Origin of the sequence: Sphingomonas sp. PL20 (assembly GCF_017875905.1) — a bacterium.
GTDB classification, from domain to species: domain Bacteria; phylum Pseudomonadota; class Alphaproteobacteria; order Sphingomonadales; family Sphingomonadaceae; genus Sphingomonas; species Sphingomonas echinoides.
Genome location: NZ_JAGINH010000002.1, coordinates 284159 through 306997, shown reverse-complemented (window position 1 = coordinate 306997; position 22839 = coordinate 284159). Strand labels below are relative to the sequence as shown.

The following is a 22839-nucleotide window of genomic DNA, read 5'->3' as shown; positions in this document are numbered from 1 at the left end:
GTACGTGCGTCGCTGTGTGAGCGGCCAGCCTAATCAAAGCGTGGCAGGTGAGCAATCGGGATTGTTGCGATTTCATATTGGTATGCTCTGCACGCATGCCGCACCGGTCGATACCGCCGTTTTATATCAAAAACCGTTATCCCGTCCGCTTGCAAGTGGACTTATATTGGTTACACTTCGAGCCAAAGATACGCCAGAGCGGCGGCAGGGAGATTTTATGATGCAAAGCAAGCAGCGCGGCACCGCGGAGCGCAATTTTCGGCGGTGCGGTGCTACGCTCGGAATGCTGTCCTCGCTGCTGATCACCGCATCGGCGACGGCACAAACCACGCCAGCGCCCCTCCCCTTGCTCCCGCTTCCCGCCACGATCACGCGCACCGCCGACAGCATCACCATCGCCAATGGCGCGGGCGTTGCCGTACCCAGCGGCGACGCCGAAGCCGAAGCCGCCGCGCGCCTGCTGATCGCGCAAGTCGGCAACACGCGCGGGCTGACGCTGCGCACCACCAGCACCGGAGCGGTGGTCCGCTTCGTGCGCGACCCCGCGATTGTCGGCGCGGAGGCGTATCGCCTGACCGCCGATGCCAGCGGCATCCGGATCGCGGCTTCGGCGCGCGGCGGTTTCGTCTATGGCGCGATGACGCTGGCGCAATTGCTCAGCCCCGATCAGGCGTTCGGCAAACCCGTCACCGTCCCCGGCGTCGATATCCGTGACGCGCCGCGCTTTGCCTGGCGCGGCGTGATGGTCGATGTTGCGCGGCATTTTCAGCCATTGCCCTCGCTCTACCAAATCGTCGACCAGATGGTCGCGGTGAAGCTCAACGTGCTGCATCTCCATTTGACCGACGATCAGGGCTGGCGCTTCGAAGTGAAACGCTATCCCAAGCTGACCGAACTGGGTGCGTTCCGCGCGCCGCCAAGCACCGGCGGCCCCGCCCCGGCGACGCGCGTCGGCGGTTTCTACACCCAGGCCGAACTGCGGGATCTGGTCCGCTATGCCGCCGAGCGCGGCATCACCATTGTCCCCGAAATCGATCTGCCCGGCCATGCGCAGGCGCTGGTCGCGGCCTATCCTGAGATCGGCGTGTTCGGGGATCGTCCGGTGGTGTCGCACGATTGGGGGGTCAATCCCTATCTGCTCAACCCCGGCCCCAAGGGCGTTAGCTTTGTCGAGAATGTGCTCGATGAAGTGATGGCGGTGTTCCCCGGCAGCTTCATCCATCTCGGTGGCGACGAAGCGGTCAAGGATCAGTGGGAACGCTCGCCCGAAGTCCAGGCGCAGATGGCCAAGCTCGGCCTCAAGACCGAAAATGCGCTGCAAAGCTGGCTGATCGACGAATTCGGCCGCTATCTCGCCAGCAAGGGCCGCCGCCTGATCGGCTGGGACGAAATCCTCGAAGGCGGGCTGCCGCCCTCGGCTTCGGTCATGTCGTGGCGTGGCGAAAAGGGCGCGGTCGATGCCGCCAATGCCGGACACGATGTCGTGCTGACCCCAGCCCCGACGCTGTACGTCGACAGCCTGCAAAGCGACCAGCGTGACGAACCGCCCGGCCGCTTGTCCATCCAGACGTTGGCGGATGTCTATGCCTATGATCCGCTGCCCAAGGGCATCGATGGGGCCCGCGCGAAACATGTGCTGGGCGCGCAGGTCAATGCGTGGAGCGAATATCTCGTCACGCCCTATCAAATCCAACACGCGATCTTCCCGCGCGCGGCGGCGCTCGCCGAGAACACCTGGTCGAACGCGCCGCGCGATTTCACGAGCTTCGCGGCGCGGCTGGCCCCGCAGGCGGCGCGCTGGCGGCGCGGTGGGATTGAGGTGGCCGATAGCGCCTTTGCGGTAACCTACGCCCTGCAAGGCGCGCGCGGCGATGCGCTGCGGGCAAATAAAGTGACCGTTGCGCTCGCTACGCAAGTCCCGGTCGGCACGATCCGCTATACGCTGGACGGCACTACGCCGACCGCACGCTCGCCCGTTTATGCAGCACCCCTCAGCCTCGTCCCGGGCGCGACGATCAAGGCCGCCGCCTTTGACACAGACGGCATCGCCACCGCGCGCATCCGCGATTTCGCGACGAGCCGCAGCGCGCTGTTGTATCGCAATGCCTCCGATCTCGTCTCCTGTCCGCGCGGCGCGCTGGGGCTGCGCGTGCCGCTGACTGCGGATGCCGAAAGCAACGGCCCCGCTTTCAACGTCAACCTGTTCGATACGTGCAGCGCCTATCCGGCGGCCCCGCTGGACGTGGCCGGGGGTTTCACGATCGAGGTCGCGCGCCTGGCGCGCCATTACGGCCTGGCGCATGAGGCATCGGCCGTGCGCGAGCCCTATAGCGTCACCGCGCATGGCGAACTGGTCGTGCTCGCCGGATGCCAGGCAGGCCGCAAGGGCGCGCCCGACAAGGATGCCCCCAAACCCGTCGTGGTCGCGACCTTCCCGCTCCCCGATCCCGCCGCATCGCCGACCAAGATGACGTTCAAGGGCACCTTGCCGCAGCTGACCGGGAACCGTGACTTGTGCTTCCAGTTCACCTCGCCCGTCGCCGAGCCTTATTATGCCGTGGCGTCGGTCCAACTGACCGAGCGCCGGTGATGCGCAGGACGCTGCGCCGCGCGATCCTCGCCGCACTGCTCGCGGGCGCGGCAGCGCCGCTTGCCGCCGCACCGCGCACCACCCTCAGCCTCAACGATGGCTGGCAGGCGCGGATCGCGCCATCGGACAGCGCTGCCACCATCGCGCATAAGGAACAGACGCGCTGGTTCCCGGCGCATGTGCCGGGCAGCATTCAGCAGGATCTGATCGCGCGCCACCGCGTGCCCGATCCGTTCCTTGCCACCAACGAAGCCGCGATCCAGTGGGTCGGGCGCACCGACTGGCACTATCGCCGGACGCTGCAGGTAACACCCGCGATGCTCGCGCGCGATCATCTCGATCTGGTGTTCGACGGGCTCGACACCTTCGCCACCGTGGCGATCAACGGGCAGCTCGCGCTTACCGCCGACAATGCCCACCGCCGCTGGCGGATCGCGGCCAAGCCGCTGCTCAAAGCGGGCGCGAACGAGATCCTCATCACCTTCGCCGCGCCGATCAAAACGCTGCAACCGATGGTGCTGGCACAAAAGGCGTCGCTGCCCGGCGAATATGATTCCGCTTATGGCGATGAGCCCAAGGGCCGCCAGACCTCGCCTTATATCCGCAAGCCCAAATACCATTATGGCTGGGATTGGGGTCCGCGCATCCTCAACGTCGGCCCGTGGCGTCCGGTGCGGCTGGAGGCGTGGGACAGTGCGCGGATCGACACGCTGCGCATCGATCAGGATGCGCTCAACGATCGCGAGGCGCGCCTCTCCGCCAAGGCCGTTATCCAGGCCGATCGCGAGACCGTTGCCAATGTCCGCCTCACGCTGACCGCGCCCGACGGATCGCAGCAGCAGGTCGTGCAGCAAGTGACACTCGCCGCCGGCAGCAACGCCGTGTCGGTGCCGATCACCGTCGCCAACCCGCAGCGCTGGCAGCCAGTCGGCTATGGCACGCAGCCGCTCTACCGCGTCGCCGCAACGCTCAATCAGAATGGCGAAGCGACCGACACTGCCGAGCGCCGCATCGGCCTGCGCACGGTCGAATTGATCCGTGGCGGCGGCGCGATCGGCTTTCGCGTCAACGGCATCCCGATCTTCGCCAAGGGCGCGAACGTCATCCCGTTCGACAGCTTCCCGGCGCGCGTCACCCCCGCATCGCTGCGCCCGCTGCTCACCGCCGCGCGCGACGCCAATATGAACATGCTGCGCATCTGGGGCGGCGGTTACTATCTCGACGATGCGTTTTACGATCAAGCCGACGAACTCGGATTGATGGTGTGGCAGGACTTTATGTTCGGCGGTGCCATCACCCCGCCCGATGCCACCTATCGCGAGAATGTGCGGATCGAGGCCGAGCAACAGGTCGAGCGGCTCGGCAACCATCCCTCGATCGTTCTCTGGTCGGGCGGCAATGAAGTGCTGTCGGGCTGGGAGAATTGGGGTGACCGCAAGGCCTTCAAAAAGGCGATCGGTGCCGATGAGCAGGAACGCATCGGCGCTGGCATGGCGGTGCTGTTCGATCGCGTGCTGCGCGATGCGGTGCTGACGCGCTCGCCCGGCACGCCCTATTGGCCAGGCTCGCCCTCGACCGATTATGAAGGTCCGGTCGATACCGATGCGGCGGGCGACCGCCATTTCTGGGATGTGTGGTCGGGCTCCAAGCCGGTCGAGCGCTATCTCGACGCGTGCCCGCGCTTCATGTCCGAATACGGCTTCCAGGCGATGCCCGAAATGGCGACGGTGCGCGCCTTTGCCGGGAATGGCCCGCTCACGCCCGACAGCCCGGTGTTGAAAGCGCACCAGAAGTTCCTGGCCGGTGAGGGCAATGAACGCCTGTTGATGTATATTCGCAACCGGCTGGGCGAGCCCAAGGACATTGCCGACTTCGTCTATCTCAGCCAGGTCAACCAGGCCGAGGCGATCGCGCTCGCAGCGCTCCACCACCGCTCCTGTCGCCCGGTGACGATGGGGTCGCTCTATTGGCAGCTCAACGACGTATGGCCGTCCATCTCCTGGTCGAGCGTCGATTATGACGGCCGCTGGAAGCTGCTCCATTATGCCGCGCGCCGCTTCTTCGCGCCGCAAGTGATCGTCGCCGAACATAAGGACGCGGCAACGCGCATCGCCTTGGTGTCGGATGCGGTCACGCCGATCGCGGCGCGCTGGCGCGTCCGCGCGTTCGACATGGCGGGCAAGCCGCTTGGCGAACAGGGCGCGGCGGCAAGCATGCCCGCTTTGTCCGCGACCGATGTCGCCAAACTCGACGATGCGACGCTGTTCGCCGGGGCCGATGCCGCCAGCAGCTATGCCGTCGCCGAATTGCTGGTCGGCGATGCCGTGGTCAGCCGCGCCATCATCGAGCGCGGCGTGCCCAAGACGATGCACTATCCCGATCCCGGCCTGACCGCGACGTGGAGTGGCAAGAGCGTCACCCTCCACAGCACCGCGCTCGCCCGCGCAGTGATGCTCGATTTCGGCCAAATCGGCGCGCATCCCTCCGATGACGGCTTTGACCTATTGCCGGGCGAAAGCCGCACCGTCACCGTGACGTCCACGGCGTCGCCCACGGCGCTGGCCGCCGCCCTCACCCTCCGTTCGCTGGGATCCCGTCGATGATCTGGATGTTGCTCGCCGCCGAGGCCGCGCAAGTCGCTCCCGCCCCCGAAACGCTGACCACCGCGCAAAAGGCGGCCCAGCTGCAAAGCAGCGCGCCCGCCGATCCCGCCGCCGGGCTGCCGGCGTATGACTGGTGGAATGAAGGCCTGCACGGCCTCGCGCGCAATGGCTATGCCACCGTGTTCCCGCAGGCGATCGGCATGGCCGCGACGTGGGACGCGCCGTTGCTCAACCGCATCGGCGATGTCGTCGCGACCGAAGCCCGCGCCAAGTTCAACGCGCAACCGGTCGCGGCCGATCGCAAAATCTATCAAGGGCTGACGATCTGGTCGCCCAACATCAACATCTTCCGCGATCCGCGCTGGGGCCGCGGGCAAGAGACCTATGGCGAGGATCCCTATCTCACCGGCCATCTCGGTGTCGCCTTCATCACCGGCCTGCAGGGGCCAGACCCGAAGCACCCCAAGGTCATCGCCACGCCCAAGCATTTCGTGGTGCATAGCGGCCCCGAAGCGGGACGCGACGGCTTCGATGTCGACCCCTCGCCACAAGACTTGGAAGCGACCTACCTCCCCGCCTTCCGTCTGGCGGTGACCGAGGGCAAGGCGCAGTCGCTGATGTGCGCCTATAACTCCATCCACGGCGTCCCCGCCTGCGCCAATGCGCCGCTGATGGTCGATCGGCTGCGCCACGACTGGGGCTTTACCGGCTTCACCGTGTCGGATTGCGACGCCGTCGCCAATGTCCATTTGTTCCACCATTACCGGCTGGATGCGGCGGGCGCGGCGGCGGCCTCGCTCAAGGGCGGGACCGATCTCAATTGCGGCAACACCTATGCAGCGCTGCCCGAAGCGCTCCAGCGCGGCCTGGTCACCAGTCAGGACATCGACACCGCGTTCGACCGCGCGATGGCCGCGCGCAAGGCACTCGGCATCGCTTTTGGTGCGACCAGCCCCTGGGCGCGCATTTCGCCCAGGGACATCGGCACGCCCGAACACCACGCCGTCGCGCTGGAAGCAGCGCGCAAGGCCATCGTGCTGCTCAAGAATGAGGGCGATCGGCTGCCGCTGAAGATCGGTACGCGCATCGCGCTGATCGGCGCCGATGCCGACGACATTGGCGTATTGCAGGGCAATTATCACGGCACCGCGATCTCGCCGGTGACTCCGCTCGAGGGCCTGCGCCAGCAATTCGGCGCGGAAAACGTCCTTTATGCGCAAGGCTCGCTGCTCGCCGATGGTGCGGCGGTGCTTGTTCCCGAAACCGCCTTGCGCTGGAACGGCGCGCCCGGCCTCCAGGCCGAATATTTCGCAGCCCCCCGCGTCGCAGGGAAACCCGTCGTCACCCGGCGCGAGCGCCATATCGACCATGACCTCAACCGGGCCGTCCCCGCCCCCGGTCTGGGGGCGCAATGGAGCGCGCGCTGGACCGGCGAACTGGTCCCGCCCGGCCCCGGTGCCTACCGCCTCGTCATCGACGCACCCGCCTGCTGGAAATATTGCAAGGCGCACGATGCCGCGCGGCTGTGGATCGACGGCAAGCAAGTCGCGACCGGCGAGATCCAGAAGGGCCGGATCGAAGTCGCGTTCGACAGCGACGGCCACGCCGTGCCGTTCAAGCTCGAACTCGACCATGTCAGCGACGATGAAGGCGTGCGGCTCTTGTGGCTGCCCCCCGCCGAGCCGCTGATCGCCGAGGCCGTGGCCGCCGCCAAGGCCGCCGACGTAGTGGTCGTCTCGGTCGGCCTCTCGCCCGATCTGGAGGGTGAAGCGCTCTCGGTCAGCGTGCCAGGCTTTGTCGGCGGTGACCGCACCGACATCGCGCTGCCGCACGCCCAGCAACGCCTGATCGCCGCGCTCAAGGCGACCGGCAAGCCGCTGGTGCTGGTGCTGACCAGCGGCAGCGCCGTCGCGCTCGATCCCACCGATGCCGACGCGATCCTCGCTGCCTGGTATCCCGGCGAATCCGGCGGCACCGCGATCGCCGAGACACTGGCCGGGCGCAACAACCCCTCGGGGCGCTTGCCCGTCACCTTCTACGCCCACACCGCCGACCTGCCTGCCTTTGTCGATTACGGCATGAAGGAGCGCACCTATCGCTACTTCACCGGCACGCCGGTGTGGGGCTTCGGCCATGGCCTCAGCTACACGCGCTTCGCTTATACCGCCCCGACCAAAGCGATCAGCGTCGCCGCCGGGCAAAGCGCAACGGTGCGCGTGCGCGTCGCCAATGTCGGCACGCGCGACGGTGAGGAGGTGGTACAAGCCTATCTGGTCCCGCCTGCCGCCAAGGGGGCTGGCTTCACTACCCCGGTGCTCCAGCGCCAGTTGGTGGGCTTCCAGCGGCTGGCGATCGCGCGCGGCAAGGCGGGCGATGCCAGCTTCACGCTCGATCCGCGCAGCCTCAGCCTGGTCGCGCGCGACGGTACGCGCGCGGTCGAGCCCGGCGCTTACCGCCTGTTCGTCGGCGGCGGCCAGCCGGGCAGCGCGCCCGGTAGTTGGATCGACCTGACCATTACCGGTACCCGGCAGGAATTGCACAAATGATCCTGACCAGGCGTGAAACCCTCCTCGGCAGTGCGGCGGGGGCCGCGCTCGTCGCCTCCCCCGCGCTCGCCGCAGCGCCGCTCCCCAGCAAGCGCCCGCCAGTCAAGGAACGGCTGTTCACCAGCCGCGCGGTCGAGCGCGAGATCGCGCGCGTCTCGGCCAAGATCGGCGACCCCAAGCTGCGCTGGATGTTCGCCAATTGCTATCCCAACACGCTGGACACCACGGTGCGGATGAGCACGGTCGACGGCGCGCCCGATGCGTTCGTCATCACCGGAGACATCCCCTGCCTGTGGCTGCGCGATTCCTCGGCGCAGCTCGCGCCCTATCTCCATCTCGTGCGCGACGATCCCGTTTTGCGCACGCTGTTTCACGGCCTGATCGCGCGACAGGCGCGCTCGATCCTGATCGACCCTTATGCCAACGCCTTCATGGAAGATCCGTCGGCCCGAACCAATCTCGGCTGGGCGAAGGACGACAAGACCGAGATGAAGCCCGGGGTCGCCGAGCGCAAATGGGAGATCGACTCGCTCTGCTATCCGATGCGGCTGGCGCACGGCTATTGGCAGGCGACGCGCGACCCCGCCCCGTTCGACGCGCGCTGGGCGGCGGCGGCGCGGCTCAGCATCGCCACCTTCCGCGAACAGCAGCGCAAGCATGGCCCCGGCCCCTACCGCTTCCTGCGCGACTCCGATCGCAATACCGAAACCCAGCCGCTCGACGGCTATGGCAATCCGTCGCGCCCCGTCGGCCTCATCCATTGCGGCTTCCGCCCCTCGGACGATGCTTGCCTCTACCCGTATCTCATCCCCGCCAATCTGTTCGCGGTCAGCGCTTTGCGTGAGCTGGCGGTGGTGGCGCAGGGCGCGCGCGGCGATGCGGCCTTGGCGCAGGACGCCACCGCACTTGCCGCCGAGATCGAGCAGGCGCTGCTCGAGCATGGCCGGATGCGGCTGCGCGACGGGCGCGAAGTGTGGGCCTATGAGGTCGACGGCTTCGGCAATGCGATTTTCATGGACGATGCCAACGTCCCCTCGCTCTCCGGCCTCGCCTATCTCGGCTGCGTCGCCCAGACCGATCCGCTGTGGCAGCGCACCCAGGCCGCCGCCTGGGGGCCGGACAACCCCTATTTCTTCAAGGGAAAAGCCGGCGAAGGCATTGGCGGCCCGCATGCCGGATTGCGCCAGATCTGGCCGATGTCGCTGATCGTCCGTGCGCTGTCGAGCGAGGACCCTGCGGTGATCCGCGCCTGCCTGAAAACGCTGCGCGATACCGATGCCGACACCGGCTTCATCCACGAAACCTTCGATCAGGACGATTCCACCAAATTCACCCGGCCATGGTTCGCCTGGGCCAACGGCCTGTTCGGCGAACTGATCGTCCGCCTCGCCAATACCCGACCCGCTTTGCTGGAAGGTACCCTGTGACCATCGACCGCCGTACCCTGCTCAGCAGCTCCACCCTCGCATTGTTCGCCAGCGCGCTGCCATGGCGGCTCGACGCCCGCGCCCCTGCGACCGCCCCCAATCTGTTCGTCGGCACCGGCGGCGACGGCCATACCTATCCCGGGCCATCGCTTCCCTTCGGCATGGTCCAGCTCGGCCCCGATACCGATGTCGAGCGCTGGGCGACCTGTTCGGGCTATCACCATGGCGACGGCTCGATCATGGGCTTCAGCCACACGCATCTGTCGGGCACCGGGATCGGCGACATGCTCGACGTGCTGGTCGTGCCGACCACCGGACCGGTCAAGCTCACCCCCGGGCCACTCGACAATCCCGATGCGGGCTATCGCCAGCGCTATTCCAACGAGATCGCCGAGCCCGGCTCCTATCGCGTCACGCTCGAATCGGGGGTGCGCGCCGAACTGACCACGACCGATCGCACCGGCTGGCACCGCTATAGCTACCCGAAAGGGCCGGGCCATGTGCTGATCGACCTGTCGCATCTGATCCTCGACACGTCGGACCATGCGCCCTTGGTCGATGAGGCGAGCCTCGCGATCGACGCTGACGGCACCATCACCGGCAGCCGCCGCGTGTTCCGCTGGGCCAAGGGGCGGCGCATCCACTTCGCGCTGCAATGCTCGCGGCAGCCCGATCGTGTCACCTTCTATGGCGATGGCGATGCCGAGCAACCCGCCCGCACCACGCACATCTCCGGCAAGCGCCTGAAAATGGCGCTGCACTGGAACGACGCAGGTGCCGCGCCGATTCTGCTGCGCTGTGGCATTTCGGGTGTCGATGTCGCGGGCGCGCGCGCCAACCTTGCCGCAGAAGCCCCGCGTTGGGATTTCGACCGCACGCTTCGCGCCGCCCGCCAGCGTTGGGCGGAGGCGCTCGGCGTGGTGCAAGTCGAAGGCGGCAGCGCCGACCAGCGCACGATCATGGCCTCGGCGCTCTATCACGCGCAGCTTGCCCCCACGCTCTTCTCGGATGTCGATGGCCGCTATGTCGGACTGGACGGGCAAATCCACACCGTGCCGCCGGGCGGCGCCGCCTACAGCACCTATTCGCTGTGGGACACTTATCGCGCGCTACACCCGCTGCTGACGCTGATCGCGCCCGCACGCACCAAGAGCCTGATCGACGATCTGATCCGCCAAACCCAGCAATCGCCCTACGGCCCGTTGGTGTGGCCGCTGCAGGGCAAGGAAACCGGCACGATGATCGGCTGGCACGGCGTCGTGCCCATCGCCGAGGCGCAGGCCAAGGGCATTCCTGCCGATTATGCCGCCGCCTGGCCCGCCATCGCCAAGCGCAGCTTCGATTTCAAGGCCCCCGAACAGGACAATAGCCTGGCCCGCGAAGCCTATGACAAGCTCGGCTATGTCCCGGCCGACCAAGTGTTCGAAAGCGTCAGCCGGACGCAGGAATATGCCTATGACGATTGGGCCTCGTCACACCTCGCCCGTGCGGCGGGGGCCGAGGCGGACGCGGCGCGCCTGCTCAAGCGATCGGGCCATTGGCGCAACGTTATCGACCGCGACACCGGCTTCGCCCGCCCGCGCTTCGCCGATGGCACATGGTGGACACCCTATGACCCGGTCCAGCTCGGCCATATGCCAAAGCCGTGGTGGCGCGATTATACCGAGGCCAATGGCTGGCAGGCGACCTTCCTCAACCAGCACGATATTTATGGCCGGATCGGGCATGTCGGCGGCGATGCCGCGTTCGCCGCAAAGCTCGACGCCTTCTTCTCTGCACCCTCGACGCTGCCCGACAATGCCCCGCCCGACATTTCCGGGCTGGTCGGCCAATATGCGCACGGCAACGAACCCGACCAGCACGCCGCCTATCTCTATGCCTATGTCGGCCAGCCGTGGAAAACGCAGGCGATGGTACGGCGGCTCTGCACCGAAATGTACCGCAACGCGCCCGATGGCATCATCGGCAATGATGATTGCGGCCAGATGAGCGCGTGGTTCGTCTTTTCCGCGCTCGGCTTCTATCCGGTCGATCCGGTCGAGGCGGCCTATGTGTTCGGCTCGCCTTTGTTCGAACGCGCAACGGTGCGCGTCGGCACCGGCCGCACGCTGACGATCGAGGCCCCCGGCAATCGCGCCGACACGCCTTATGTCACGGCAGTTTCGTGGAACGGCCAGCCATGGACCAAGAGCTGGATCGACCACCGCACGCTCAGCAGCGGCGGCACGCTGCGCTTTACCATGTCGGCCACGCCCAACCCCAATTTCGGTGCGGCGCGCGCCGATCGTCCCCCCTCTTTCGGCCATACGGCCTGATTTCCCGGAGCCTCCCCGATGACCCATCCTTCGCGTCGCGGCGTAATCGCCTCCGGCCTTGCGGCCACCGCTTTGCCGACGCTCGCCACGCCCGCTTTGGCCAATAAGGCACCAAGCGGCGCGCCGCAGCCCTGGGGGGCCACCCCCGCGCCGCGCCAGCTCGTCTGGCACACGCGCCAGCAATATGCCTTCGTCCATTTCTCCATCAACACCTTCACCGACAAGGAATGGGGCTATGGCGATGAGGACCCGGCGCTGTTCAACCCGGCCGATTTCTCGGCCGACCAGATCGTAGCGGCGGCCAAGGCCGGGGGCATGACCGGCATCATCCTCACCGCCAAGCATCATGACGGCTTCTGCCTGTGGCCGACGCTGCTGACCGAACGCTGCATCCGCAATACGCCGTACAAGAACGGCAAGGGCGATATCGTCGGCGAAATGGCTGCGGCAACGCGCCGCGCCGGCCTCGCCTTCGGCCTCTATCTGTCGCCATGGGACCGGCATCACCCGGACTATGGCCGCCCGGCCTATGTCGACTATTTCCGCAAGCAGATCGTCGAGCTTTGCACGCGCTATGGCGAACTGTTCGAATTCTGGTTCGACGGAGCCAATGGCGGCGACGGCTATTATGGCGGCGCACGCGAGACCCGGAAGATCGACGCCCCGGCTTATTACGACTGGCCGACCACGATCGCGCTGGTTCACAAATATCAGCCAATGGCCTGCACCTTCGATCCGCTCGGTGCCGAGATCCGCTGGGTCGGCAATGAAGATGGCGTGGCGGGAGACCCGTGCTGGCCGACCATGCCCAACCACCCCTATGTCCAGTCGGAGGGCAATAGCGGCGTGCGGGGTGCCCCCTTATGGTGGCCCGCCGAAACCGACGTGTCGATCCGCCCCGGCTGGTTCTACCACGCCGATGAGGACGCCAAGGTCAAGACGCCCGAGCGCCTGCTCAAGCTGTTCGATGAATCGGTCGGGCGTGGCACCAACCTCAACCTCAATCTGCCACCCGACCGGCGCGGTCGGCTGGCCGACACCGATGTCGCGGTGCTGCGCTCCTTCGGCGATGCGCAAGCCGCGACCTATGCCCATGATCTCGCCAAGGGCGCGGTCGCCCACGCCAGCGCGGAGCGTGCCGCCGCGTTCAGCGCCGCGCGCGTGCTCGACGGCAATCGCGAGACCTATTGGTCGACGCCCGATGCCGACCACACACCGTCGCTGACGCTCGATCTGCCGCCCGGCCGCCACTTCGATCTGATCCGCATCCGCGAATATCTGCCGCTCGGCGTGCGCGTAACGCGCTTCGCGGTCGATGCAGAGGTAGGCGGCGTATGGAAGACGCTCGCCGAGCATGAGTGCATTGGCGCACAACGCATCATCCGCTTGCCTGCGCCCATCACTGCGCGCCGCGTGCGGCTGCGCATCCTGGAGGCTCCCGCTTGCCCGGCAATCAGCGAGATCGCCTTGTTCCGTCAGGTTCAACCCGTCGCGGTTGCACCGGCGCGGTCGAGCGACCCGACGATCCTGTCGACCAAAGGCTGGCACATTGTCGCCGCCACCACGCCGGGTGCCGAGGCCTTGCTCGATGACGATGCTGCGACGCGCTGGACCACCCCAGCCCCGACGCCGGGAGCGCCCGTCAGCGTCACGATCGACATAGGACAGGTGGTGCCGCTCGCCGGGGTGAGCATCTCGCCCTCGCGCACCATCGCCAAGGATGTGTCCCCGCCGCGCGACTATCGCTGCGAGACCAGCCTGGATGGCACGCAGTGGGAAGCCGCAGGCAGCGGCGAGCTCGCCAATATCGCTTATGCGCTCGCCACGCAGCGTCTGACCTTCGACCACCCACGCCAGGCGCGGTTCCTGCGCCTGGCGTTCGACGCGCCCGCGCTGCCGACGGGATCGATAGCGCTGGCCGGGATCGGAGCGTTTACGGTCAAGCGCTGACGGTCACGCCGCCCAGGCGGCGATATCGTCCTGCTGGCCGATCAGCGCCAGGCCGTGCGCGATCGAGGTGAGTTCACCACCGGCGGCGATGCGCTCGTCCCCAAAACGTTCGACGAACAGCCGTCGCACGCGCGGGGTGAGCGAGGTGCCGCCGGTCAGGAACACACGGTCGATGGCGCTCGCGTCGGTTTCGGCGCGGGCCAGCGCCTGGTCGACCGCTTGCTCCATCTGCGCGATGTCGGGGGCGATCCACGCCTCGAACGCGTCGCGCCGCACCTCCGCCGCGATCGACAGCCCCGCGCCCGCAAAGCGGAACTCGGCCACATCGCTCTGCGACAAGGCGCGCTTCAACGCACCGACCGCATCGTACAGTTGATAGCCCAATTCCTGATCGATGATCGCGATCATCCGCCCGATCGCTTCTGGATCGAGCGCGACGCGGCGCAATTTGTCGAGTTCGGCCATCGTCCGGCGGTTGCGCATCAGCGCGAGGCGCGACCAGTCGGCAAAATCGGTGAAATACCCGCCGGGAATATCGAGCACCTTGTCGAACGAGCGATACGACCCGCCCTTGCCCAGCAGCGGCATGACGAGATGATCGACAATACGGAAATCGAAGCGGTCCCCGGCAATGCCGACCCCGGCATGGCCAAGCGGCGTGCAGCGCCGCGCCGCGCCCGGAACATCGATCCGCACCACCGAAAAATCGCTGGTGCCGCCACCGAAATCCGCCACCAGGATCGTAGCGGGGTCGGTGATGCGCGAGGCATAGCTGAACGCCGCGCCGATCGGCTCATACACATAATGGATTTCGTCGGCGAGGTGGCCGAACATCGCATCATAACGCGTCCGCGCCAGCGCCTCGTCCGGGCGACTTCCGGCGAATTTCACCGGACGCCCGACCACCAGCCGCGACGTCTTGCCGTTCAGCGCGCCGCGCGCGCGGCCCGACATCTTGCCGAGGAACAAACGCCCCAGATCCTCAAAGCGGAACCGCCGCTCGAACACGCTGGCATATTCGAAGCTCGCATTGGCGGCGACCGACTTGAACGATTGCAGGAAGCGGCTGCCCTGCGGAAAGGCGAGATATTCCGCAATCGCCCATGGCCCCGCTTCGCTCGCCAAACCCTGCGGCTCGCCCTCTTCCTCCCACAGGCACAAGGCCGAGCGGAACACCGCGCCGGGCGCAGCTGGCCCGTCGAACAGCAGCATGTCGGCCGCGCCCGGCTGCTGGGCGAGGGCGACCACCGAATTGGTGGTCCCAAAGTCGAGTCCGATCGCGGACGGCAAGGAAATGGTCATGGTCGGCGGGGCCTGTACGGGGAAAGCCGCGTTCACGCAAAAGCATCAGGCACAAAAAATCCCGGCCTCGCTTGCGCAAGGCCGGGATCCGAAACCGCACTACAGCGATTGATTACATCGGGCGCTTTTTCGACTTCTTCGTCGTCGGCGTCGCCGGATCAGTTGGCGTCTGCGTCGTCATCGTCGAATCCGGCGTGGTCGTAGTCGGACCGGCCATCGGGTCCGCCGGAGTGGTGGCCGGATCCGCAGCCGGGGTCGCCGGTGTGGTCGTGGTCGGCGCGGGGGTACCGGGCGTCGTCGATGGCGTCGTAGGCACCGTGCTGGTCGGCGCGCCTGGTGCGGGCGTTGTGGTTTGCGCAAACGCCGCAGTCGAAAGGGTCAAAGCCGCAATACCGGTCAAAGTTGCAATACGCATTGGTTCTGGTCCTTTAAATCAGTGACCACCAAATGGGTCGAACCTAACAACGCGTCGCCGATCGATCGGTCGCTCCTTTTATCGCGCAGAGACCACGACTGGCCTGCTTTAGCCGCATTGTCCGCGATGCAGCAGTTTGTGATCCGCCAATACTAACGCAACCATCGCCTCCACCACCGGCACACCGCGAATACCAACGCACGGGTCATGCCGTCCTCTGGTCATGATTTCGGTGGCGGTCCCATTGCGGTCGATCGTCTCGACCGGGGTGAGGATCGAACTGGTCGGCTTGAACGCGACGCGCAGCGTGATCGGCTGCCCCGTCGCAATCCCCCCAGCAATGCCCCCGGCATGGTTGGCGAGGAACTGCGGGCCATCGGTGCCGGGGCGCATCGCATCGGCATTATCCTCACCGCGCAAGCGCGCCGCGGCAAATCCATCGCCAATCTCGACGCCCTTCACCGCATTGATGCCCATGCACGCCGCCGCCAGTTCGGCATCGAGCTTAGCATAAAGCGGCGCGCCCCAGCCCGCCGGCACGCCCGTCGCCGCACAGGCCACCACCGCGCCAAGCGAGGAGCCTGCCTTGCGCGCAGCATCGACCAGCCCTTCCCAGCGTGCAGCGGCGTGCGGATCGGGGCAGAAGAATGGGTTGCGGCCAATCTCGGCGGCATCGAAATTGGCGGGGTCGATCGCGTCGCCACCAATCGCCTCGACCCAGGCGGTGATACTCACCTCGGGGATCACCAGCCGCGCCACCGCACCCGCCGCCACGCGCGACGCGGTCTCGCGCGCCGAGGACCGCCCGCCGCCGCGATAATCGCGAAAGCCATATTTGGCGTCATAGGCATAATCGGCATGGCCGGGGCGATACGCCTTGGCGACCTCCGAATAGTCCTTGGAGCGTTGATCGACATTCTCGATCATCAGGCTGATCGGCGTGCCGGTCGTGCGCCCCTCGAACACGCCCGACAGGATGCGGACCTGATCGGGCTCCTGCCGCTGCGTGGTGAAGCGCGAGGTGCCGGGGCGACGCTGGTCGAGCCACGGCTGCACATCGGCTTCGGACAAAGCGATCCCCGGCGGGCACCCATCGACCACCGCGCCGATCGCCGGACCGTGCGATTCGCCCCAGGTGGTGAAGCGGAAGAGATGGCCGAATGTGTTGACGCTCACTTTCCCTCTCCCAACGGGAGAGGGAGGGGCCCATGCGCAGCATGGGAGGGTGAGGGTGATACACCCACGCCTGCTAGATCAATCATGGCTGTCGCCCTCACCCTTCCCACGCCTGCGGCGCGGGCCCCTTCCCTCTCCCGTTGGGAGAGGGTGCATTACGCCAGCGCGATATCCGGCGCGTCTTCGGCCTTCATGCCGATCACATGATAGCCCGCATCGACATGGTGCGTCTCGCCAGTCACACCGCTCGACAGGTCGCTCAGCAGATACAGGCCGGCCCCGCCGACATCCTCGATCGTCACGTTGCGCTTGAGTGGCGAGTTCAACTCGTTCCACTTCAGGATCAGGCGGAAATCGCCAATCCCCGAGGCCGCCAGCGTCTTGATCGGCCCGGCCGAGATCGCGTTAACGCGGATATTGTCGCGCCCGAGGTCGACCGCGAGATATTGCACGCTCGTCTCCAGCGCCGCCTTGGCCACGCCCATGACGTTGTAATGCGGGATGACCTTTTCCGCGCCATAGTAGCTGAGCGTCAGCAGCGATCCGCCATTGGGCATCATCTTCGAGGCCCGCTGTGCCACCGCGACGAACGAATAGACCGAGATGTTCATCGTCATCAGGAAATTGTCGAGCGTGGTATCGACATAGCCGCCGCGCAGCTCGTTCTTGTCCGAAAAGCCGATCGCATGGACGACGAAGTCGATCGTCGGCCATTCCTTCGCGAGTTCGGCGAAGGTCGCGTCCAGCGCCGTCATGTCCGACACGTCGCAATCGAACAATCGTGCCACGCCAAGCTGCTCGGCCAGCGGCCGCACGCGCTTCTCCATCGCCTCGCCCTGATAGCTGAAGGCAAGCTCTGCCCCCGCTTCGCTGAGCTTCTTGGCAATGCCCCAGGCGAGCGAGCGATCGTTGGCGAGGCCCATGATCAGCCCGCGTTTGCCTGCCATCAATTCCATCACGCCGGTATAAACTCCTTGATTCCGTGAGCGCTCTCTACTCCCGGTTCGGGGGGTTCCGCCAGTGCCGCATTCAAATGCGCCCCGACGACGATGCCAAGCCCCACCAGAAAGAAGAACAACAGCGCCACGATCACCCCCGCCAGGCTGCCATAGGTCAGGCTGTAGCTGCTGAGGCGCGACAGGATCACCGGTAGCAACGCCGTGATCGTCACCCACCACGCGCTGGTGAACAGCGCGCCCGGCCATTTCGGGCATTTGCTCAGGCGATATTTGGCCGGCGTGACCGAAAAGAACAGCATGTAGAGCGCGATGAACATCACCACCCCCGGCACCGCGCGCGACACGCCGACCCAGCCCGCCACATCGCGCGCGACCGGCAGCACGTCGTAAATGAAGCGCTCTGCCGCCGTCAGCACGCCCTGCACCAGGAAGGACAGCAAGGCGACGACCACCGACACGATAATGACCAGCATCGAACTCAGCCGGTAATGCCAGAACGGTCGGCTCATCTTCACGCCATAGGCGCGGCGGAAAATGTCACGGATCGTCTCGACGAAACTCCCGACCGACCACAGCCCGACAATCGCGCCCAGCCACAGAAGCGAGCCCGTCCGCGCGACCAGCACATCCGCGATCGGCTTGGCGAGCAACTCGCTGACATTGGGCGGCAGGACGTGAAGGAAGGAGGCGACCGCGCGCTGCGTCTCCGCGCTCTGCCCGATCAGCGAGGCGATCGCCGCCGCCAGGATGAAGAACGGAAACACCGTCAGCAGCGCCAGATAGGCCAGGTTACCGGCGTGAATGAAGCCGTCGGAAAACACCCCGATCAACACCCGCTGCAACACTTGCCAGGCCCGCCTGGCCAGCCGCTCCAGGTACGTCCGGCCGACCGGCACAGCACTGCCCCCCGCCGCTCGTTGCGCTTCGCGCTCTTCGGGGGATACGGGGGAAATATGGCTCACGCGGTCGGTCTCCTGGAACGGGTCAGACGCCCATTCCGCCGCGCGGGTTCCGCAAGTCCTTGTCTTTCCAGCCCTCGACAAACTCGATCAGCGCATCGTCATCGACCGGCAGATCGACCATCAGCGTCACCAACTGATCGCCACGCGTGCCATCCTTGCGGTGGAACCCGCGCCCGCGCAACCGCAGCACCTTGCCCGAATTCGATCCCTTGGGGATCGTCAGCATCACCGCGCCCTCGGCGGTCGGCACGCGCACGCTCGCCCCCAGCACCGCTTCCGACAGGCTGATCGGCAAATCGAGCCGGACATCGTCGCCGACGCGTTCGAAGAAGCGATGCGGCAGCACGGTGATGGTGACGATGCCGTCGCCATTGCCGCCCGGTCCAACCTGCCCTTTGCCGGCCAGCCGCATTTGCGCGCCGCTCTCAAGACCCGCAGGCAATTTCAGGTCGATCGTCTTATTGTCGGCCAGCGTAATGCGCTGCGGCTTGGCCGCCACCGCGTCAACGAACGGCACGTCGAGCTTGTACAGCACGTTTGCGCCCTTGGGCTGTTCGCGCCGCCCAAAACCGCCAAAGCCCCCGGCAAAGCCGCCGCGCCCGCTGCTGCCTGCGAACATGTTCTCGAAAATGTCGCTCAGATCGGGGCCGTCGGCCTGGAAGCCGGCACCACCCGGGCCGGGGCGGAACCCGCCGGTATTGCCGCCGCCCGCACCGAACCCAAAGGGCGACGCCGGATTGCCATCGCCGTCTATCTCCCCGCGATCGAAGCGCGCGCGCTTGTCCTTGTCGAGCAACAGATCATAGGCCTGCGTCACCTGGCCGAAGCGATCGGTCGCCTTCGGGTTGTCCTTGTTGCGATCAGGATGCAGCTCTTTCGCGAGCTTGCGATATGCTTTCTTGATCTCCGCATCGGTCGCGGTGCGCGCGACGCCCAGCGTTGCATATGGATCGGCCACGAATGTCCCCGGTGTGCTGATATGGTCTTAGGTGCGATCTATTTGGGGTATCGCGGGAGCGAGTGCAAACGCCGTAGCCTAGATTAGCGGTGCCACATCGACGCTGACGTCCATTTTCTGCGCGCTGGAGCCGAGTACGACGCCGTCGATCGGCGCGATCTCGCCATAATCGCGGCCAATCGCCATCACGATATGGTCGCCCGCCATCCAGATGCCGTTGGTCGGATCGACGCCGACCCAGCCCAGTTCGGCCCCGCACCACAGCAGCACCCAGGCGTGCGTCGCATCGGCCCCCACCAGCCGCGCCTGCCCGGGTGGCGGGATCGTGCGGATATAGCCCGAGGCATAAGCGGCGGGCAGTCCGGCGGCGCGCAGGCCGGTAATCATGATCTGCGCGAAATCCTGGCACACACCGCCGCGCTTCATGAACGCCTCATGCGGCGACGTATCGACCAACGTCGCCTGCGGATCGAACGCGAAATCGTGCTGGATGCGCTGCGCAAGGCCAATGGCGGCGTCGAGCGCGGGGCGATCGGGGTGGAGATCCTGCGCGCACCAATCGGCAATGTCGCGATCCAGCGGGATCAGCGGCGAGGGGAAAATATAATTGGCCGGGCCGGCGGGCGACGGATCACGGCTGGCGCGCGCGGCGGCGGCGATTTCGCGCAAGGGTGGCGAGCCGTTGGACGGCATCGGCACCGGGCGATCCACCTTGATCCGCGACACGCTTTCGATCGTCAGATGCCGTACCGGCGCATCGACCACCATCCGCATCACATTGGCGAGCCCTGCCTCGGCGCGCGCGGGCGAGACGCGCCCCGACGGCGAAATGGTGAGTCGATAGTCGAGCAAATCCTGCCCAGACCAATGGATCGGCTTCAGCCGCAAATTGCAGCGCGCGAATTTCACATTCGCCCCGTAATCGAAGCGCGTGATGTGGCGGATGTCGTAGATCATCTTCTGCCTCCCCTCCCTGGAAGGGAGGGGCTGGGGGTGGGTTGGCATGAGGGATGGACGGCATTGCCGCTAGCGCGGACGCGGGAGTAAATCCCGCGTCGTCGGACGTCGCCTGCGCGACGCCGGCCGGCCTGGCGCGAGTCTTGGCGCGAGGCGCTCCAAGCCGCGCTGCGGCTCACGCCAGCACCATCCCCGCTGCGCGCAGCGGCTCGGCCCCTTGCAGGAAATACCGCCGCGCAATCGCCTCGGACAATTGGAACAGCCGCCGTTCGACATCGCCCAGCACGTCGGCGTCGAGCCCGGCGGCGGTCGCGGTCGACACGATCGCGGTCAGCACCGTGCCCTGCGTCTGCTGCGGCTCTTCCATCCCGTCATCCTCCAGCACCGGCAGCGCCGCCAGATGTTCGCAAATCCGGCAAATCTGGAAGGCGAGCGAGCGCGGATTGCCAGGATCGAGCGCCACCAGATCGACCACCGGCACACGTGCGATGCCGGTCAGATAGCGCTGGCGGTAGCTGATCTGGCTGTCGGCAAGGTCGAGCAGGCTCGACAGATCGTCGGCACTCGCTTGCGCCATGCCGAACACGCGCAGCGCGCGCGTCACCGTCAGCGCGCGTTCCAGCCTGCGCCCGAGATCGTGGAAGCGCCACGCCGCGGTGCGCCCCATATGTTCGGCGGACAGGCCCGACAAAGCGGCATAGCGGCGCTGCAGCGTGCCTGCGCGATCGAGCATCCCGCCCTTGCTCGGATAGGGTGCATCGAGCAGCCGCACGACATCCGCCGCCAGCCGATCGCGCGACCCCTGCCCGATGCCGCGCGCCAGCCGGTTGATCGAGCGCACGCTGTGCCAGTCGCCATCCTCCATCGCGGTGCGCGCAAAGGCGGCGAGATCGGCGCGGCGCAAGCTCGGCGGGTGCGGTGCCGCCCCAACATTGACCGCCAGCCCGACCAGCCGCCCGACCGTCTCGGGCGCGAGTGCCGCCCCGGCATCGGCATCGATCGAATTGCCCAGCATCACGCGGATGATCGCCAGCAACGCCTCGCCGCGTTCCAGATAGCGCCCGAGCCAGAAGAAATTGTCGGCGACGCGGCTCGGCAAGGTGCCGGGGTTGCGGCGCACATGGATGGTGTCGGCGGGCGGTAAGAGCGAGACCGGCGCGACCGCCTCACCGCCATGAATCGCGACATCGGCGGACCAGCAGCCCTCCCCCATCACCGACGCGCGCGGATCGGGATGTTCGGCGATGCGCGCGAAACCCCCGGGCAGCACGGTCCAATGCCCATCCGCCCCGCGCGCCGCGAAGACGCGCAGCGTGAAAGGGCGCGCGGCCAGCCCGGCATCGGTCACCACCGGCATGGTCGACAGTCGGACGATCTCCTGCCCGACATAATCCTGTGGCCGCCGCGTCATGTCATCGAGCAGCGCGACGCGTGCATCGCCGACAATCTCCGCCCCCGGCACCGCGACCGCGCTGCCCAGCCCCAGCGGAGCCACGCCAAAAGCCGGGCCGATCAACATCTGGTCGAGATCCTCGATCACCGCCGCCCGCGCATCATCCTGCCCGCACCACCAGGTCGCGATGTTGGGCAGGATCAGGTCCGCGCCAAACAGCCGCGTCGCCAGGCGCGGCAGGAACGCGCCGAACGCCGCCGATTCGAGCACCCCCGCGCCCGGCACATTGGCGATGACGACATTGCCCGCCGCCGCCGCATCGATCAGCCCGGCGACGCCAATGCGCGAATGCGAATCGAACGCCAACGGATCGAGCAAACGCGGGTCGACGCGGTGCCACAGTGCATCGACGCGCTTCAGCCCGCCAATCGTGCGGACATAGAGTTTGTCCTCCAGCGCAGCGAGATCCGCGCCCTCGACCAGCAGGAAGCCGAGATAGCGCGCCAGATGCGCCTGCTCGGCATAGCTCGCGCTATAACGCCCCGGTGTCAGCAGCCCGATGCGCGGTTCCGCGCGGCGGCACGCCGCCGCCAGCCCATCGCGAAACGCCGCGAAGAAGGGCGCATGGCGCTGCACGTTCAGCCGCGCCTGCAAGCCGCCCAGCGTCCGCGCGATCGCCAGCCGGTTCTCCAGCGCATAGCCCGCGCCTGCGGGGCTGCGCAGATGATCGGCCAGCACGCGCCATTCGCCGGTCGGCCCGCGCCCGAGATCGACCGCGATGAACTGCAGATGATGCCCGCCCGACGGCACCAAGCCCGCCATCGGTCGCAGGAAGAAGGGCGATCCCCCGACCAGCGCCGCCGGGATCAGCCCACGCGCGACTAGCGATGCATCGCCGTACAGATCGGCGATCACGCTTTCGAGCAGATCGGCGCGTTGCACGATCCCCGCCTCGATCGTGCGCCATTCGTCCGCGCCGATCAGCAGCGGCACCGGCGACAGTGGCCACGGCCGTTCCTCGCTTTCGCCGATGATGCGGAAGCCCGTGCCGATATCCTCGGCATGGCGCTGCACGCGTTCGCGCGCGAGGCCGAGATCGTCGCCCGCCGCCGCCGCCAGTTCCTCGAACATCGCCACCCACGCCGGATCGGGATCGGCAGTGAGCACATCGCCGGTGACCGCCCGCGCGCGATACTCGGCGACCCAGCGCGCGGCGTGGATGCCGGGGTCGAGCAGCGACGGGGCGGGCGCGCTCGCCATCAGAAACCGCGCACCGGCATTTCGCC

Annotated in this window: 14 protein-coding genes; 7 read left to right on the top strand and 7 right to left on the bottom strand. The window is 66.8% G+C overall.

The annotated features are described in order from the left end of the window. Window positions 1-217: 217 nt before the first annotated feature. Genes H4W01_RS01635 through H4W01_RS01610 form a run of 6 tightly spaced genes read left to right on the top strand, consistent with a single transcriptional unit; the run spans window position 218 to window position 13431 of the window. The gene (locus H4W01_RS01635; protein ID WP_435804034.1) at window positions 218-2590 is read left to right on the top strand and encodes a beta-N-acetylhexosaminidase; all 2373 of its coding nucleotides are present in this window, start codon (window positions 218-220) and stop codon (window positions 2588-2590) included. Next, entirely contained in the window at window positions 2590-5193 is a 2604-nt protein-coding gene (locus tag H4W01_RS01630; protein WP_334685111.1) for a beta-mannosidase, read from the top strand. Before H4W01_RS01635 ends, H4W01_RS01630 begins: the two co-directional genes overlap by 1 nt. Further along, on the top strand, window positions 5190-7739 hold the full coding sequence (locus H4W01_RS01625; RefSeq protein WP_209609620.1) for a glycoside hydrolase family 3 C-terminal domain-containing protein: 2550 nt from the start codon (window positions 5190-5192) through the stop codon (window positions 7737-7739). Before H4W01_RS01630 ends, H4W01_RS01625 begins: the two co-directional genes overlap by 4 nt. Beyond that, window positions 7736-9166 carry a glycoside hydrolase family 125 protein gene (locus tag H4W01_RS01620; RefSeq protein WP_209609619.1) on the top strand — a complete coding sequence of 477 codons (1431 nt, stop codon included), beginning with the start codon at window positions 7736-7738 and terminating at the stop codon, window positions 9164-9166. Before H4W01_RS01625 ends, H4W01_RS01620 begins: the two co-directional genes overlap by 4 nt. Continuing rightward, entirely contained in the window at window positions 9163-11481 is a 2319-nt protein-coding gene (locus tag H4W01_RS01615; RefSeq protein ID WP_209609618.1) for a GH92 family glycosyl hydrolase, read from the top strand. Before H4W01_RS01620 ends, H4W01_RS01615 begins: the two co-directional genes overlap by 4 nt. 18 nt (window positions 11482-11499) lie before the next feature. After that, window positions 11500-13431, top strand: coding sequence for an alpha-L-fucosidase (locus H4W01_RS01610; RefSeq protein ID WP_209609617.1), 1932 nt, complete (start codon window positions 11500-11502; stop codon window positions 13429-13431). A gap of 3 nt (window positions 13432-13434) precedes the next feature. On the opposite strand, the gene H4W01_RS01605 is transcribed toward H4W01_RS01610, so the two are convergent. Then, on the bottom strand, window positions 13435-14733 hold the full coding sequence (locus H4W01_RS01605) for an Hsp70 family protein (RefSeq protein WP_209609616.1): 1299 nt from the start codon (window positions 14731-14733) through the stop codon (window positions 13435-13437). Window positions 14734-14804: 71 nt separating this feature from the next. Between H4W01_RS01605 and H4W01_RS01600 the strand changes: the two genes are divergently transcribed. Then, complete coding sequence (locus H4W01_RS01600; RefSeq protein WP_209609615.1) at window positions 14805-15173, top strand: hypothetical protein; 369 nt, start codon at window positions 14805-14807, stop codon at window positions 15171-15173. Window positions 15174-15256: 83 nt separating this feature from the next. Here H4W01_RS01600 and aroC read toward each other — a convergent pair whose 3' ends face one another. The 6 genes from aroC to H4W01_RS01570 form a co-directional block, all read right to left on the bottom strand. Next, entirely contained in the window at window positions 15257-16324 is a 1068-nt protein-coding gene (gene aroC, locus H4W01_RS01595) for a chorismate synthase (protein WP_209609614.1), read from the bottom strand. A gap of 155 nt (window positions 16325-16479) precedes the next feature. Continuing rightward, entirely contained in the window at window positions 16480-17283 is an 804-nt protein-coding gene (fabI, locus tag H4W01_RS01590) for an enoyl-ACP reductase FabI (protein ID WP_334685110.1), read from the bottom strand. Then, complete coding sequence (locus tag H4W01_RS01585) at window positions 17280-18245, bottom strand: YihY/virulence factor BrkB family protein (RefSeq protein WP_435804032.1); 966 nt, start codon at window positions 18243-18245, stop codon at window positions 17280-17282. The genes fabI and H4W01_RS01585 overlap by 4 nt, the downstream gene beginning before the upstream one ends. A 22-nt stretch (window positions 18246-18267) precedes the next feature. After that, complete coding sequence (locus H4W01_RS01580; protein WP_010406752.1) at window positions 18268-19203, bottom strand: DnaJ C-terminal domain-containing protein; 936 nt, start codon at window positions 19201-19203, stop codon at window positions 18268-18270. Between the two features lie 78 nt (window positions 19204-19281). Further along, on the bottom strand, window positions 19282-20160 hold the full coding sequence (locus tag H4W01_RS01575) for a transglutaminase family protein (RefSeq protein WP_010406751.1): 879 nt from the start codon (window positions 20158-20160) through the stop codon (window positions 19282-19284). Window positions 20161-20335: 175 nt separating this feature from the next. Beyond that, window positions 20336-22813 (bottom strand): circularly permuted type 2 ATP-grasp protein, encoded by a 2478-nt coding sequence (locus H4W01_RS01570; RefSeq protein ID WP_209609612.1) that lies wholly within the window; start codon window positions 22811-22813, stop codon window positions 20336-20338. Window positions 22814-22839 lie beyond the last annotated feature (26 nt).